This is a genomic window from Diaphorobacter sp. C33, assembly GCF_030503915.1.
Classification (GTDB): Bacteria; Pseudomonadota; Gammaproteobacteria; order Burkholderiales; family Burkholderiaceae_C; genus Diaphorobacter; species Diaphorobacter nitroreducens.
The window spans coordinates 437,501-453,230 of record NZ_CP129980.1; the positions used below are offsets into that span (position 1 = coordinate 437,501).

General features: G+C 63.3%; 13 protein-coding genes and 2 rRNA genes (1 of these 15 only partly in view). 13 read left to right on the plus strand and 2 right to left on the minus strand.

Annotated elements, in window-relative coordinates:
* From QY917_RS02110 to QY917_RS02170, 13 genes are all read left to right on the plus strand, one after another.
* A 23S ribosomal RNA gene (locus tag QY917_RS02110) occupies positions 1-2,439 on the plus strand (it extends 437 nt beyond the left edge of the window).
* A 120-nt stretch (positions 2,440-2,559) separates the two neighbouring features.
* A 5S ribosomal RNA gene (rrf, locus tag QY917_RS02115) occupies positions 2,560-2,672 on the plus strand.
* 74 nt (positions 2,673-2,746) lie between these two features.
* Positions 2,747-3,484: a 16S rRNA pseudouridine(516) synthase gene (locus QY917_RS02120; protein WP_123676579.1), complete on the plus strand. Its 738-nt coding sequence runs from the start codon at positions 2,747-2,749 to the stop codon at positions 3,482-3,484.
* Between the two features lie 162 nt (positions 3,485-3,646).
* Entirely contained in the window at positions 3,647-4,618 is a 972-nt protein-coding gene (locus QY917_RS02125; RefSeq protein ID WP_287924549.1) for a beta-propeller fold lactonase family protein, read from the plus strand.
* The gene (locus QY917_RS02130) at positions 4,605-5,441 is read left to right on the plus strand and encodes a polysaccharide deacetylase family protein (protein WP_123676578.1); all 837 of its coding nucleotides are present in this window, start codon (positions 4,605-4,607) and stop codon (positions 5,439-5,441) included. Before QY917_RS02125 ends, QY917_RS02130 begins: the two co-directional genes overlap by 14 nt.
* A 50-nt stretch (positions 5,442-5,491) precedes the next feature.
* A complete protein-coding gene (locus QY917_RS02135; RefSeq protein ID WP_123676577.1) occupies positions 5,492-6,490 on the plus strand; it encodes a sterol desaturase family protein in 999 nt (332 codons plus the stop codon).
* Between the two features lie 15 nt (positions 6,491-6,505).
* The gene (locus QY917_RS02140; RefSeq protein ID WP_123676576.1) at positions 6,506-7,408 is read left to right on the plus strand and encodes an EI24 domain-containing protein; all 903 of its coding nucleotides are present in this window, start codon (positions 6,506-6,508) and stop codon (positions 7,406-7,408) included.
* Positions 7,405-8,226 carry a molybdopterin-binding protein gene (locus tag QY917_RS02145; protein WP_123676575.1) on the plus strand — a complete coding sequence of 274 codons (822 nt, stop codon included), beginning with the start codon at positions 7,405-7,407 and terminating at the stop codon, positions 8,224-8,226. Before QY917_RS02140 ends, QY917_RS02145 begins: the two co-directional genes overlap by 4 nt.
* Before the next feature lie 156 nt (positions 8,227-8,382).
* A complete protein-coding gene (gene glnA, locus QY917_RS02150; protein WP_047351607.1) occupies positions 8,383-9,798 on the plus strand; it encodes a type I glutamate--ammonia ligase in 1,416 nt (471 codons plus the stop codon).
* Positions 9,799-10,007: 209 nt separating this feature from the next.
* Positions 10,008-10,511 carry a hypothetical protein gene (locus QY917_RS02155; protein ID WP_015912808.1) on the plus strand — a complete coding sequence of 168 codons (504 nt, stop codon included), beginning with the start codon at positions 10,008-10,010 and terminating at the stop codon, positions 10,509-10,511.
* Between the two features lie 34 nt (positions 10,512-10,545).
* The gene (gene glnL, locus QY917_RS02160) at positions 10,546-11,616 is read left to right on the plus strand and encodes a nitrogen regulation protein NR(II) (RefSeq protein ID WP_123676594.1); all 1,071 of its coding nucleotides are present in this window, start codon (positions 10,546-10,548) and stop codon (positions 11,614-11,616) included.
* 51 nt (positions 11,617-11,667) lie between these two features.
* A complete protein-coding gene (ntrC, locus tag QY917_RS02165; RefSeq protein WP_123676574.1) occupies positions 11,668-13,203 on the plus strand; it encodes a nitrogen regulation protein NR(I) in 1,536 nt (511 codons plus the stop codon).
* 181 nt (positions 13,204-13,384) lie between these two features.
* Positions 13,385-14,338, plus strand: a complete 954-nt coding sequence (locus QY917_RS02170; RefSeq protein ID WP_123676573.1) for a PA2169 family four-helix-bundle protein — start codon at positions 13,385-13,387, stop codon at positions 14,336-14,338.
* Between the two features lie 40 nt (positions 14,339-14,378).
* Here QY917_RS02170 and xth read toward each other — a convergent pair whose 3' ends face one another.
* Both xth and QY917_RS02180 read right to left on the minus strand, forming a co-directional pair.
* Positions 14,379-15,155: an exodeoxyribonuclease III gene (xth, locus tag QY917_RS02175; protein WP_015912811.1), complete on the minus strand. Its 777-nt coding sequence runs from the start codon at positions 15,153-15,155 to the stop codon at positions 14,379-14,381.
* Between the two features lie 71 nt (positions 15,156-15,226).
* Positions 15,227-15,721: a dihydrofolate reductase gene (locus tag QY917_RS02180; RefSeq protein ID WP_123676572.1), complete on the minus strand. Its 495-nt coding sequence runs from the start codon at positions 15,719-15,721 to the stop codon at positions 15,227-15,229.
* Between the last annotated feature and the right edge of the window lie 9 nt (positions 15,722-15,730).

Genomic DNA, 15,730 nt, shown 5'->3' on the forward strand with positions numbered 1-15,730 from the left:
GACCGATAGTGAACCAGTACCGTGAGGGAAAGGCGAAAAGAACCCCGGGAGGGGAGTGAAATAGATCCTGAAACCGCATGCTTACAAAAAGTCGGAGCCCTTAGGGGTGACGGCGTACCTTTTGTATAATGGGTCAGCGACTTACATTCAGTGGCGAGCTTAACCGAATAGGGGAGGCGTAGAGAAATCGAGTCCGAACAGGGCGTTCAGTCGCTGGGTGTAGACCCGAAACCAAGTGATCTATCCATGGCCAGGATGAAGGTGCCGTAACAGGTACTGGAGGTCCGAACCGACTAGTGTTGCAAAACTAGCGGATGAGCTGTGGATAGGGGTGAAAGGCTAAACAAACTTGGAAATAGCTGGTTCTCTCCGAAAACTATTTAGGTAGTGCCTCAAGTATTACCTGCGGGGGTAGAGCACTGTTTTGGCTAGGGGGTCATGGCGACTTACCAAACCAAGGCAAACTCCGAATACTGCAGAGTACAGCTTGGGAGACAGAGCACCGGGTGCTAACGTCCGGACTCAAGAGGGAAACAACCCAGACCGCCAGCTAAGGTCCCTAAAATTGGCTAAGTGGGAAACGAAGTGGGAAGGCTAAAACAGTCAGGATGTTGGCTTAGAAGCAGCCATCATTTAAAGAAAGCGTAATAGCTCACTGATCGAGTCGTCCTGCGCGGAAGATGTAACGGGGCTAAGCCAGTTACCGAAGCTGCGGATGTGCAATTTATTGCACGTGGTAGGAGAGCGTTCTGTAAGCCTGTGAAGGTGTCTGGTAACGGATGCTGGAGGTATCAGAAGTGCGAATGCTGACATGAGTAGCGTTAAAGCGGGTGAAAAGCCCGCTCGCCGTAAGCGCAAGGTTTCCTACGCAACGTTCATCGGCGTAGGGTGAGTCGGCCCCTAAGGCGAGGCAGAGATGCGTAGCTGATGGGAAACAGGTCAATATTCCTGTACCGATCAATAGTGCGATGTGGGGACGGAGAAGGTTAGCTCAGCCAACTGTTGGATATGTTGGTTCAAGCCTGTAGTCGTGCCTGGTAGGCAAATCCGCCGGGCTTAGATGAGGGGTGATAACGAGTCTGCTTGCAGACGAAGTGAGTGATACCCTGCTTCCAGGAAAAGCCACTAAGCTTCAGCTATTGACGACCGTACCGCAAACCGACACTGGTGCGCGAGATGAGTATTCTAAGGCGCTTGAGAGAACTCAGGAGAAGGAACTCGGCAAATTGATACCGTAACTTCGGGAGAAGGTATGCCGCAAGTAGGTGAACTTGTACAAAGGGAGCCCAAAGCGGTTGCAAAAAATCGGTGGCTGCGACTGTTTAATAAAAACACAGCACTCTGCAAACACGAAAGTGGACGTATAGGGTGTGACGCCTGCCCGGTGCTGGAAGATTAAATGATGGGGTGCAAGCTCTTGATTGAAGTCCCAGTAAACGGCGGCCGTAACTATAACGGTCCTAAGGTAGCGAAATTCCTTGTCGGGTAAGTTCCGACCTGCACGAATGGCGTAACGATGGCCACACTGTCTCCTCCTGAGACTCAGCGAAGTTGAAATGTTTGTGATGATGCAATCTCCCCGCGGAAAGACGGAAAGACCCCATGAACCTTTACTGTAGCTTTGTATTGGACTTTGAACGGATCTGTGTAGGATAGGTGGGAGGCTTTGAAGTGAGGTCGCTAGATCTCATGGAGCCAACGTTGAAATACCACCCTGGTGCGTTTGAGGTTCTAACCTAGGTCCATTAGCTGGATCGGGGACAGTGCATGGTAGGCAGTTTGACTGGGGCGGTCTCCTCCCAAAGCGTAACGGAGGAGTTCGAAGGTACGCTAGTTACGGTCGGACATCGTGACGATAGTGCAATGGCATAAGCGTGCTTAACTGCGAGACTGACAAGTCGAGCAGATGCGAAAGCAGGACATAGTGATCCGGTGGTTCTGTATGGAAGGGCCATCGCTCAACGGATAAAAGGTACTCTGGGGATAACAGGCTGATACCGCCCAAGAGTTCATATCGACGGCGGTGTTTGGCACCTCGATGTCGGCTCATCTCATCCTGGGGCTGTAGTCGGTCCCAAGGGTATGGCTGTTCGCCATTTAAAGAGGTACGTGAGCTGGGTTTAAAACGTCGTGAGACAGTTTGGTCCCTATCTTCCGTGGGCGCTGCAGATTTGAGGAAGCCTGCTCCTAGTACGAGAGGACCGGAGTGGACACACCTCTGGTGTATCGGTTGTCACGCCAGTGGCATTGCCGAGTAGCTAAGTGTGGAAGAGATAACCGCTGAAAGCATCTAAGCGGGAAACTCGTTTCAAGATGAGATCTGCCGGGGCCTTGAGCCCCCTGAAGGGTCGTTGTAGACCACGACGTTGATAGGCTGGGTGTGGAAGTGCAGCAATGCATTAAGCTAACCAGTACTAATTGCCCGTGCGGCTTGACCCTATAACTTTGACTGCCAATCGCAGCTCAAGACTGTTATGCCAAGTACGCAATCAAATCCACGCTGATTCACAGACTCTATGAATTCGCTGTGCAGTCCTCACTGCTCAGCAACCCTTTATGCCTGATGACCATAGCAAGTTGGTCCCACTCCTTCCCATCCCGAACAGGACAGTGAAACGACTTCGCGCCGATGATAGTGCGGGTTCCCGTGTGAAAGTAGGTCATCGTCAGGCTCTTACAGCCCAAACCGCCCTCCCACTAAAACAGTGGGAGGGCGTTTTGCTTTGTAGCGATAACGTCGTATTTCATGCAGCTTCAGGACATTCTCTATTCGCAAGGATTCGGCACGCGCCGCATTTGCGCCGGCTTGATTCAGCAGGGCAGAGTTGCCATTCATGCGACAGGCACCCGAGAGCCCACGATCAGCCAAGACGCGACGCAGGATATTGATGTCGAAGGTTTGGTGTTGCGCGTTCAAGGAGTGGATTGGCCATACCAACCCAAGGCCTATGTCATGCTCCATAAGCCTGCAGGAACCGAGTGTTCGCAGAAGCCATCGGCCTATCCCAGCATCTACACGTTGTTGCCCGCTCCTCTTAGGCAGAGGCCCAGCAAGGGTTCTGTAGATGGTGTGCAGGCCGTGGGGCGCTTGGACCAGGACACCACCGGTTTGCTGTTACTCAGTGACGATGGGCAATTCATCCACCGCATGAGTTCGCCCAAAAAGCATGTGCCAAAGGTGTACCGTGTGACTGTCAAGCATCCGTTGACCAAGGAACAGGTCGACCGCTTGCTGGCAGGTGTGGTGCTCGATGATGACCCACGCCCTGTGCGGGCGGCTGCCTGCGCGCTAGTCGACGCGCATGTGCTTGACCTGACCCTGACGGAAGGGAAGTACCACCAAGTGAAGCGCATGATTGCCGCGGTAGGCAATCGGGTGGAAGCCTTGCATCGGTCGCACATCGGCCGTTTGGCATTGCCGGCGGATATGCAGCCGGGGGAGTGGCGTTGGCTCGGCGAAGAGGAGCTCGCCCTGCTGCGGTAGCGAAAGACAGACAAGTGGTCTGCGCCCGTCGCGATCCAATAGGCGGTTGCGTCAACGTCGCGCACATCGCGTCCGTTGTCTGCAAGTCACTTCTGTGAGTGATGTCCGAATGTTCGCAGGCGGGTGCCCAATAGGAAGGGGAGCAGGGTGGTCAATCAGATGATGAGGCGCGTGGCATGCGCGTGGTGGGCTGCTTGGCTGGTGTGGGGAACATCCGCTGGTGCGAGTGAGCCACCGGTGTTCGTTCTCAATTCGCTGCAGGCGGACATCAGCGTCATCGACCCCGCGACCTGGACCGAAATCGGCCGTATTGCCACTGGCAAGGAGCCGCACCACCTGTACCTCACGCCTGACGAGAAATCGCTGATTGTTGCCAACGCGCTCGGCGATAGCCTGACCTTCGTGGACCCGGCCACTGCGCAAGTGCAGCGTACGGTGCGGGGGATCGTGGATCCTTACCACTTGCGGTTTTCACCCGACATGAAATGGCTGGTCACGGCCGCCAACCGCCTCAACCATGTGGACTTCTACCGTTGGGACGGCAAGGAGCTCACGCTCGTGCAGCGCGTGTCCACTGGCAAGACGCCAAGCCACCTGTGGATTGATGCCGGCAGCCGCACGGTGTATTCGACCATGCAGGATAGCGATGAGCTGGTGGCCATCGATATATCGACGCAAAAGATCAAGTGGCGTACGAAGACAGGTGCCATGCCGGCGGATGTGTACGGCAGCCCGGACGGCAAGCATCTTTTTGTCGGCCTTACCGGCAGCGATAGCGTGGAGGTCTTCGATATTGCCGGTGAGCAGCCGCGCAGCGTGCAACGCATCAAGACGGGAGATGGCGCCCATGCCTTTCGCGCTGCGGGCGACGGCCGCCATTTGTTCGTGAGCAACCGAGTGGCCAATACCATCAGCAAGATCGACATGCAGGCGCTGCGCGTGGTGGATGGCTATCCGGCGCCCGGCGGGCCGGACTGCATGGATGTCTCGGCGGATGGCCGCTGGCTCTACGTCAGCGCCCGCTGGGCGCGCAAGATGCTCGTGATCGACACGGTGGAGCGCAAGGTGGCACGGGCCGTTCAAGTGGGCAAGTCTCCCCACGGCGTTTGGACACTCCGACATGCCAAGCGCTGAGCCACGCGGCCGCTCCCCCGGAGCACGGCGGAGGTGGCATATTTGTTGCACTTCAATTTTGATAGCTGTTGGCGCTTATCCAGCAAGCGCTACAGGCCAAAATGACTGCAAAGGCGCTGTGTACCTGACTTTTGACACTGGCCACATGGGCGTTGCGCATCTGGTGGCCGAGGTGCTTCAGCGCCAGCAGGTCAAGGCGACCTTCTTTGCCGCAGATGAACCGACTCAGACGGGCGGCAGCAGCCTGGATGGCTACTGGGCGCCCTGGTGGCGCGCGCGCGCTGCAGAAGGGCACGAGTTCGCATCGCACACGCTGCACCATGTGTACTGGCGTGCCGACCAGGGGACGCCGCTGCAGCCGCGGTTCAAGGTCAGACCATCGGCCGGTCCTCAGGCAGGTCAGGACCTGACGATGACGGGGGCGCAATACTGCGCACAGATCGATGGCGCTGCGAGCCGGTTGCGTGTCCTGACGGGCCGGGAGCCGCTCCCGCTATTCCGCGCGCCGGGCGGCAAGACCTCTCAGCGCCTGCTGGAGGCTGCCAAATCCTGCGGTTATACGCATGTGGGATGGAGTGCTGCGGGGTTCCTCGGGGACGAGCTGCCCAGTGACCACTACAGCAATACGGCCCTGCTGGAGCGTGCGTTGCGCACCGTTCGTGACGGCGACATCCTGCTGGCGCATCTGGGCATCTGGTCACGCAAGGATCCATGGGCACCCGCTGTGCTGGAACCTCTCGTCAAAGGCCTGAAGGCGCGGGGCCTGTGCTTTCGCACGCTGCGCGAGCATCCTGTGTACGGAGCACAAGCGCAGAGAAAATGACACAACGCCCGGCTATGCTGCCGCGCACCCACGCAACGCCACGGTGACTCATGTCAGGGCTGACCTATTTATTCGATACCGCGCAGCAATGGCTGTTCGAGACGCTGGTACAGCCCGCGCTCTTCATGCTGGGCCAGGCCAATGTGCTGGAGGACGGTTATGCCGCCACCGGATGGCTGCTGGTGGGACTGCTGCAACTGGGGGTGATGGTCACAGTGATCGGGCCTTTGGAGCGCTGGCGCCCGGTGGAACCGTTGCGCGACCGTGGTGCCGTGCACGTGGACATGCTTTACACGCTGATCCATCGCCTGGGTCTTTTTCGCCTGGCACTGTTCTTCACCACGGAGCCTCTGTGGAATGCACTGTTTGGCGCCCTGCGCGCCCATGGCTGGAAGACCCTGCAGCTGGATGCGCTCTGGCCGGGTGTCTCCGACTTGCCCGTTGTGAGCCTGCTGCTGTACCTGCTGGTGTTCGACTTCGTGGACTATGGGATCCACCGCGGCCAGCACCGCTTTGAATGGTGGTGGAGGCTGCATGCGCTCCACCATTCGCAGCGGCAGATGACGATGTGGAGCGACAACCGCAACCATCTGCTGGACGATCTGCTGCGCGATGCCATCATCGTGTTCGTCGCGCAGTGCATTGGTGTGGCGCCGGGGCAGTTTGTCGCCATCGTGGCCCTCACGCAGCTCAGCGAGAACCTGCACCACGCCAACCTGCGCCTGTGGTTCGGCCAGGTGGGTGAGCGCCTGTGGGTCAGCCCGCGTTTCCACCGCATGCACCACGCCATGGGCCTGGGCCCTGAAGCTGCACCTGGGCAAGGAACCCATCAGCACCCGCATGCGGCAGTGCCGGGCGGCAACAACTTCGGCGTGTTGTTGCCGTGGTGGGACATGCTGTTCGGTACGGCCAACTTCGAGCATCGCTACGAGCCCACGGGCGTGCGCGACCAGGTGGAGGCGGACGCGGACGGCCGCGTGCGTGATTACGGGCGGGGGCTCTGGGCGCAGCAGTGGCGCGGCCTGCTGCGGCTGGTGGGGCGGGCGTAGAGAGCCGATCGCGCTATGCTCGCGCGCATGGGGCTTTTCATCGATTCCTTCTGGCGCGCAGTGGGCTATTGCCTGATGCCGCGCGTCATTGCGCTGTCGCTGCTGCCGTTGGTGCTGATCACGGTGGTGGCGCTGGGCGGTGGCTATCTGTTCTGGACAACTGCCGTGACCTGGACGCAGACGGCGCTGGAAAGCTCCACCTGGCTGGGCCTGCTGTGGGGGTGGCTGCACAACTTTGGCGTGGATAACCTGCCCGTGGCGCTGGCGCCGCTGCTGGTGCTTATGGGAGCCACGCCACTGATCGTCATTGTCTGCGTGCTCGCGGTGGCGGTGTTGATGGCCCCTGCCATCGTGACTCTGGTGGCGCAGCGGCGTTTTGCCCAACTGCAGCGCAAGCGGGGCGGTTCATTCCTCGCCAGCGTGCTGTGGTCTCTGGGGTCGACCATCGCGGCGCTCATTGCGCTGGTGCTGTCCATGCCGCTGTGGCTGGTCCCGCCGCTGGTGTTGATCCTGCCTCCGCTCATCTGGGGATGGCTCACCTACCGGGTCATGGCCTTTGACGCACTGGCCGAACACGCGAGCAAGCCGGAGCGGCAGGAGATTTTCAAGCGCCATCAGCTCAGCCTGCTGAGCATTGGAGTGCTGAGCGGATTTCTAGGTGCCGCGCCCGGCATTGTCTGGGCGTCGGGCGTGGTGTTCGCAGCGGCGTTCCTCGTCCTGGTGCCGATCGCCATCTGGATCTACACGCTGGTGTTCGCCTTCTCATCGCTGTGGTTCACGCATTTCTGTCTGACCGCGCTGCAACAGCTGCGCGAGCAGCGAGGCGAACGCCCGCCGGGCGATACGCCTGCAACCGCCGCGCCCGCAACGCCAGCGCCTTCTTTGCCATCCTCGTCTCAGCTGCAGGACAACCCATGACACCGGCTTTCGGCCTCATCATCGTTGGCGATGAAATCCTCTCGGGCAAGCGGGCGGACAAGCACCTCGCTAAGGTCATCGAACTGCTTGCGGCACGCGGGCTTGCGCTGTCCTATGCGGACTACGTAGGCGACGACCGTCCGCGCATCACGGCGGCGCTGCAGCGGGCCTTTGCCTCGTCGGACATCGTGTTCAGTTGCGGCGGCATTGGTGCCACTCCCGACGACCACACGCGCCAGTGCGCGGCGGCCGCATTGCAACGCCCGCTGGTCCTGCACCCCGAGGCCAAGCGCCTAATCACCGAGCGCATGCAGGATGTGGCACGGGAGCAGGGCGAGGCGTTCGACCCCGACCGCGCCGACAATCTGCATCGGCTGAACATGGGCGTTTTTCCTGAGGGCGCGCGCATCATTCCCAACCCTTACAACAAGATCCCCGGCTTCTCGTGTGACGGCCCTGGGGGCGGCATGGTGCATTTCGTGCCGGGGTTCCCGGTCATGGCTTGGCCTATGGTGGACTGGGCACTCCAGCATTACTGTGCCCCGTGGTTCAACCAGCAGCCGCAGATGGAGCGCTCCGTCGTGCTTTACGGCGCGATGGAAGCCGCGCTGACCCCGCTCATGGAGCGGATCGAGGCCGGACATCCGGGGATCAAGGTGTTCAGCCTGCCGAGCGTGGACCATCCGGTGCACGGGCGCCATGTGGAATTGGGCGTCAAGGGGGCCGCTGCCTTGGTGCCTGCCGCGTGGCAGGCGCTGCAGGAAGGTTTGCACCAAACAGGTGCATCCATAGGCCCTGAAATGGTGCGCAAATGGTAAGAAGGTGGGCCACTTAAAATCCTGCACGCGATTGGTGCGCCGCCGCAGGGCTCTGCGCCCGGCTTGCCCCGTACGGGTGTCCCCATTCGCTGGCACGCAAACTGCTTTTCTGTGCGCATCATTGTTGATGAGCACTTCTATCCCTGGAGAACCCTGATGGCCAAGACCGTTGCAGACGTGATGAAGATGGTGAAGGAAAACGAAGTCAAGTTCGTGGACTTCCGCTTCACGGATACCCGCGGCAAGGAACAGCACGTCACCGTGCCGATCTCGCACTTCGACGAAGACAAGTTCGCCTCGGGCCATGCGTTCGACGGCTCGTCGGTCGCCGGCTGGAAGGGTATCGAGGCGTCGGACATGCTGCTCATGCCCGATCCGAACACCGCCAACATCGACCCGTTCTTCGAAGAAACCACCATGATCATGGCGTGTGACGTGGTGGAGCCGGCCGACGGCAAGGCCTACGACCGCGACCCGCGCTCCATCGCCAAGCGCGCCGAGGCGTACCTGAAGGCCTCCGGCATGGGCGACACGGCCTATTTCGGCCCGGAGCCCGAGTTCTTCATCTTCGACGGCGTGCGCTGGAGCACCGATCCCAACCACACCTTCTACGAGATCGAAGAGTACGAAGCCCCCTGGAATACCGGCGCCAAGCTCGAAGGCGGCAACCGTGGCCACCGTCCCACCACCAAGGGCGGCTATTTCCCCGTGCCCCCGGTCGACAGCACACAGGACATGCGCGCAGAGATGTCCCTGATCCTTGAATCCCTGGGCATTCCGGTCGAGGTGTTCCACCACGAAGTGGCCGGTGCCGGCCAGAACGAGATCGGCACCCGGTTCAGCACGCTGGTGGAGCGTGCCGACTGGACCATGCTGCAGAAGTACGTGATCCACAACGTGGCCAACGCCTACGGCAAGACCGCCACCTTCATGCCCAAGCCCTACCACGGCGACAACGGCTCGGGCATGCACGTGCACCAGTCGGTCTGGAAGGACGGCAAGAACCTGTTCGCCGGCGACGGCTATGCGGGTCTGTCGGACTTCGCGCTGTACTACATCGGCGGCATCATCAAGCACGCTCGCGCACTGAACGCCATCACGAACCCGGGCACCAACAGCTACAAGCGTCTGGTGCCGCACTTCGAGGCGCCGGTGAAGCTGGCTTACTCGGCCAAGAACCGCTCGGCCTCCATCCGCATCCCGTTCGTGGCCAACCCGAAGGGCCGCCGCGTGGAAGCGCGCTTCCCCGATCCGCTGATGAACCCCTACCTGGGCTTTGCGGCCCTGCTGATGGCGGGTCTGGACGGCGTGGAAAACAAGATCCACCCGGGCGAAGCCGCTACCAAGGACCTGTACCACCTGCCGCCCGAGGAAGACAAGCTGGTGCCCACCGTGTGCCACAGCCTGGACCAGGCGCTGGAAGCGCTGGACAAGGACCGCGCGTTCCTGACCAAGGGCGGCGTGTTCACCGACTCCATGCTCGACGCCTACATCGAGCTGAAGATGCAGGAAGTCACGCGCTTCCGCATGGCCGTGCATCCCGTCGAGTACGACATGTACTACTCGCTGTGATGGCAGGGGCTTAGGCCCCCGGCTGTTGTCAACAAGGCGGCTCCGGCCGCCTTTTTCTATGGACGGGCTGCGCGCGTTGGCTAACGGGGCACACGGCAGCCCGTCGCACCAAAACCGCAGCGTTGGGCCGTCGCAATTGGCGGGTTGGAATGATTGGGGGATACTCACCGGCACCGCGCATGCCCGACGCATGCCATGTGAGGAATTCGATGAAAAGCACTTTGTTCGCCCTGACCGTTATCGCCGCCGTGCTGCAGCCCGCTTGGGCGCAGGACCGCATTTACCGCTGCGGCAACGAATACACCAACAACGCCACGCAGGCCAAGGAGCGCGGCTGCAAGCTCGTGGAAGGTGGCAATGTGACGGTGCTGCAGGGTTCGCGCCCGGCGGCGGCCTCCTCGGGCGGCAGCGCTGGCGCTTCCGGTGCCAGCGCCAGCAGTTCGCCCGCGAACGCTCCGCGCGTGGGCGCGGCCGACCAACGTGCGCGCGACGCCGATGCGCGCGCCATCCTGGAGTCTGAGCTGAGCAAGGCGGAAACCCGCCTGGCCGAGTTGCGCAAGGAGTACAACGACGGCTCGCCCCAGCGCACGGCGCTGGAACTGCGCAACCCGCAGGGCTACATCGAGCGCACGGCCGAGCTCAAGGCCAGCGTGGCCCGGGCCGAGGCCGATGTGGCCGGCATCAAGCGCGAACTCTCGCGCCTGAACAAGTAAGCGCCGCGGTCCCTGCGTGCGGCACAAAGGCGCGATCATCCAAGAGCCCACCCCAACGGACCGCTACCAGGCGCTGGACCTCGTCTCCACGCTGATCGCCGTGCTGCACCCCGGCGGGGCGGCCCTCTTCGTCAACGCAGCGCTGGAAAACGCCCTGGGCCTGTCGCGCCGCACGCTGGAAGGCGTGGACTTCGCCGGCCTGTTCACCGATCCGACCATCCTGCAGACGGCGCTGGCCGGAGCGCGCGGGCGCGACTTCGCGGCGCTGCGCTTCGAAGCCGTGCTGCGCCGCTCGCCGCAGGAGCCTTTGCCAGTGCACGCCAGCGTGGCGGTGGTGGAGCACAGCGGCGACGTGATCGTGGAGCTGTGGCCCCTGGAGGCACAGGCGCGCCAGGACCGCGAGGAGCGGCTGCGCGAGCAGGCGCAGGCCAACAAGGAGCTGATCCGCAATCTGGCGCACGAGATCAAGAACCCGCTGGGCGGCATCCGAGGGGCGGCGCAGCTGCTGGAGATGGAGCTGGAAAGCCGCGACCTGACCGAGTACACCCAGGTCATCATCCACGAGGCCGACCGCCTGCAAAGCCTGGTGGACCGGCTGCTGGCGCCGCACCGTCACCCGCACCTCGTCGGCGATGTGAATATCCACGAAGTCTGCGAGCGCGTGCGCTCCCTGGTACTGGTTGAGCATCCGCAGGGCCTGGCCGTGCTGCGCGACTATGACACCTCCATCCCTGAGTTTCGCGGCGACCGCGCGCAGCTCATTCAGGCCGTGCTGAACATCGTGCAGAACGCGGCGCAGGCGTTGCACGAGCGCATTGCCGCGGGCGACGCGGTCATCACGCTGCGCACGCGCGTGGCGCGGCAGGTCACGTTCGGGCGCCAACGCTACCGGCTGGCATTGGAATTGCATGTCATCGACAACGGACCGGGCGTGCCCGAAGCCATCAAGGAGCGGATCTTCTATCCGCTGGTGACGGGGCGGGACGGGGGATCGGGACTGGGCTTGACGCTGGCGCAAACCTTTGTGCAGCGACACCATGGGCTCATTGAGTGCGAGAGCCAGCCGGGCCGCACCGACTTCCGCATCCTCATGCCACTGCCTTGAGTCCCTGACACGCACGACCCCAACGGGTAAAGGTAAAGGGAGCTGGAACACATGAAGCCGATCTGGATAGTAGACGACGACCCTTCGATCCGCTTCGTCCTCGAAAAGGCCCTGGCGCGCGAAAACCTGCCCACGCGCAGCTTCACGCAGGCGCGCGATGTACTCGACGCGCTGGCCGATGTGGCCGCGGGCGACCCCACCCACCAGGGACCGCAGGTCCTGGTGAGCGATATCCGCATGCCGGGCGGCTCCGGCCTGCAACTGCTGGAGAAGGTGCGCGGCCTGCAACCCGGTCTGCCGGTCATCGTGATGACGGCGTATTCCGACCTGGACAGCGCCGTGTCCGCCTTCCAGGGCGGCGCCTTCGAATACCTGCCCAAGCCGTTCGACCTGCCCAAGGCGGTGGAGCTGATCCGCCGCGCCGTGGAGGAGAGCCAGCGCGAGGAAGTCGCCGAGCAGCAGCTCACCGCCATGCCCGAGATGCTGGGCCAGGCACCCGCCATGCAGGACGTGTTCCGCGCCATCGGCCGGCTGAGCCAGAGCGTGGTCACGGTGCTGATCACGGGCGAATCCGGCTCGGGCAAGGAACTCGTGGCACGCGCGCTGCACAAGCACTCGCCCGTGGCGGGTGGGCCCTTCGTGGCCATCAACACTGCGGCCATCCCGAAGGACCTGCTGGAGAGCGAGCTCTTCGGCCATGAGCGCGGCGCCTTCACGGGCGCGCAGACGCAGCGGCGCGGGCGCTTCGAGCAGGCCGAGGGCGGCACGCTGTTCCTCGACGAAATCGGCGACATGCCCTTCGACCTGCAGACGCGCCTGCTGCGCGTGCTGTCGGACGGGCAGTTCTACCGCGTGGGCGGCCATGCCGCCGTGAAGGCCAATGTGCGGGTGATCGCCGCTACGCACCAGAACCTGGAGCAGCGCGTGAAGGACGGCGCCTTCCGCGAGGACCTGTTCCACCGCCTCAACGTGATCCGCCTGCGCCTGCCGGCGCTGCGCGAGCGCAGCGAAGACGTGGCCATGCTCACACGCTACTTCCTGCAGCGCAGCGCAAGGCAACTGGGCGTGGAGCCCAAGCGCATCTCCGACGCGGCGCTGGCCCTGCTCACACGCTTTGCCTTCCCCGGCAACGTGCGCCAGCTGGAGAACATCTGCCACTGGCTGACGGTGATGGCGCCCGCGCAGGTCATCTCGGCGCAGGACCTGCCGCCCGAGGTGCTGGAGGCCACGCCGCATCCCGCCGCGCCGTTGCAGGGCGTGACGGACGAGGTCGCCGCTGGCGCGACGAGCGTGCCGGCCCCCGCGCTGCCGCCTGCGCCGGCGGGCACGCGCACCGACCAGGCTGCGGCCCTGGATGGCATGGGCTGGGAGCCCGCGCTGGTGAGCGAGGCCCAGCAGCTGCTGCGCAGCGGCCAGGCCGACGTGTGGGACGTGCTCACGCGGCGTTTCGAGTCGCGCCTGATCCGCACGGCGCTGCAGGCCACGCACGGGCGGCGCATGGAAGCAGCGCAGCGCCTGGGGATCGGCCGCAACACCATCACGCGCAAGATCCAGGAACTGGGCCTGGATGCGCACGATGATGAGTGAAACAAGGCGCTGGCGCTTTAAGGACAAGCGCTAGTAGCTATTAATTCGATAGCATAAGACCTTGTGGCGCGCATGCACAGCGTGCGCGTGAGTCCTACAGGCAGGGGCTGCCGTCACCGACCCGATGGTGCCCGGGGGGCTTCAACAATGAATTCATTGTTCAACCAACCGGAGTCGATACATGTCGGATTTCAAGGATGCCAATCGTGACCCCCTGACCAACGAACCGGGGGCCCACCCCATCGGCACGGGCGTAGGCGCCGCGGGCGGAGCCGTTGCGGGCGCCGCCACGGGCGCTATCGGCGGCCCCATCGGTGCTGCCGTGGGCGGTGTGGCGGGAGCCGTTGTCGGCGGTCTGGCCGGCAAGGCGGCGGCCGAGGCGGTCAACCCTACGGCCGAGGACGCCTACTGGCGTGAAACCTACCAGCGCGAACCGTACTACGTGACCGGCCGGGCCTACGAAGAATACCGCCCCGCCTATGAGATGGGCTGGAGCGCCGCCAGCCGCTACCCCGGTGATTTTGAAACGGTGGAGCCCGAACTGTCGCGCGACTGGGGCCGCGCCCGGGCCCAAAGCTCGCTGGAATGGGCGCAGGCCCAGCCCGCCGCGCGCGCCGCGTGGGATCGCGTGCGCCGTAACCCCACGGTGACCGCGTCGGGCACCGCGGCAGGCGCCACGCTGATGGACAACGAGGACGTAGTGGACGTGCTGGACGATTTGCTGGAATGCAGCCGCGACGGCGAGTACGGGTTTCGCACCTCGGCCGAGCGTGCGGAATCGCCCGAACTCAAGAGCTTGCTGGAGCGCCGCGCCCAGGAATGCGCAACCGCCGCCACGGAGCTGGAGAGCGCGATCCGCAGCCACGGCGGCGAGCCCTCCAGCGGCGGCACCATGGCCGGCGCGCTGCACCGCGGTTGGGTGTCGGTGAAGGCGGCGCTGAGTACCTATGACGACAAGGCCGTGCTGGAAGAGTGCGAGCGCGGCGAGGACGTGGCCGTGGCCCGCTATAACAAGGCGCTGGAGAACGCACTGCCACCCGCCGTGCGCACCTTGGTCGAGCGCCAGGCCCAGGGCGTGAAGCGCAACCACAACGAAGTGCGCGCGCTGCGCAGCCGTTACCAGGCCGCGTCCTGATGGCCTTCAGCGCGGGCGCCTGTCGCCCGCGTTGGCCACCTCAGCCCAGCGACACCACGACCGGCGCGTGGTCGCTGGGCTGCGGATTTTTGCGCGGCGCGCGGTCGATGCGGCAGGCCGTCACGGAGGGCCGCAGCGCAGTGCTGACCAGGATGTGGTCGATGCGCAGCCCGCGGTTCTTCTGAAACCCCAGCATGCGGTAGTCCCACCACGAATAGCTCTTCTCGGGCTGATCGAACAGGCGGAAGGCGTCGGTCAGGCCGAGCCCCAGCAGGTCCTGGAAGTGCTGGCGCTCCTCTACCGTGTGGTGGATGGTGTCCTTCAAGCCCACGGGATCGAAGGAGTCGCGGTCCTCGGGGGCCACATTGAAGTCGCCCACCAGCACCAGCCGTGGATGCGCGGCCAGCTCGGTGCGCAGCCAGTCGCGTAGCGCCTCCAGCCACAGCAGCTTGTAGCTGAACTTCTCGGTCCCCGGCGCCTGGCCATTCACAAAGTAGCAGTTCACGAGGCGCAGCGGGCCTTCAGGCGTATCCAGCGTAGCGGCGATGACGCGGGCCTGCTCGTCGCCATGGCCCGGGATATTGCGCACCACGTCGCGCAGCGGCGTGCGGCTAAGGATGGCCACGCCGTTATAGGTCTTCTGGCCGAAGCACACCGCGTGGTAGCCCGCTGCTTCGAAGGCGTCGTGCGGGAATTTCTCGTCCACCAGCTTGAGCTCTTGCAGGCCAATGGCGTCCACGGGGTTGGCCTCCAGCCAGGCCAACACCTGCGGCAGGCGCACGGAGAGGGAATTGATGTTCCAGGTGGCGATTTGCATGTTTTTGGCCTCCAGCGCTTTTGCAGTAAGCGCAAGCAGCTATCAAAAATATAGTGAGAAGTGCGCGGGCGTCAGCCGCGGCGCTCGAAGGTCACGAAGGCGTAGGGCAGGCCGCCCGCGCCCACATGGCTGCTGCGGGCCGTTTCCACCCATTCCGGTCCCAGGGCCGGCGCGTAGGCATCGCCCTCGTAGTCCCGTGCGATCTCGGTGACCTCGACGCGCGTGGCCAGGGGCAGGGCCTGGGCATAGATCTGCGCGCCGCCGATGACCCATGCCGTGGTGCTGCCGGACTGCTGGGCCAAGGCGAGTGCCTCAGGCAGGCTAGATGCGCGCTGGGCGCCGCTTTCCTGCCAGTCGGCCTGGCGCGTCACCACGATGTTGGCGCGGCCCGGCAGCGGCCGAAAGCGCGGGGGCAGCGAGTCCCAGGTCTTGCGGCCCATGATCACCGGATGGCCCTGCGTGAGCGCCTTGAAATGCGCCAGGTCTTCGGGCAGGTGCCAGGGCATGGTGCCGTCCTTGCCGATCACGCCGTTGGCGGCGCGCGCGTAGATCAAGTTCACTTGCATGGCTGTTCG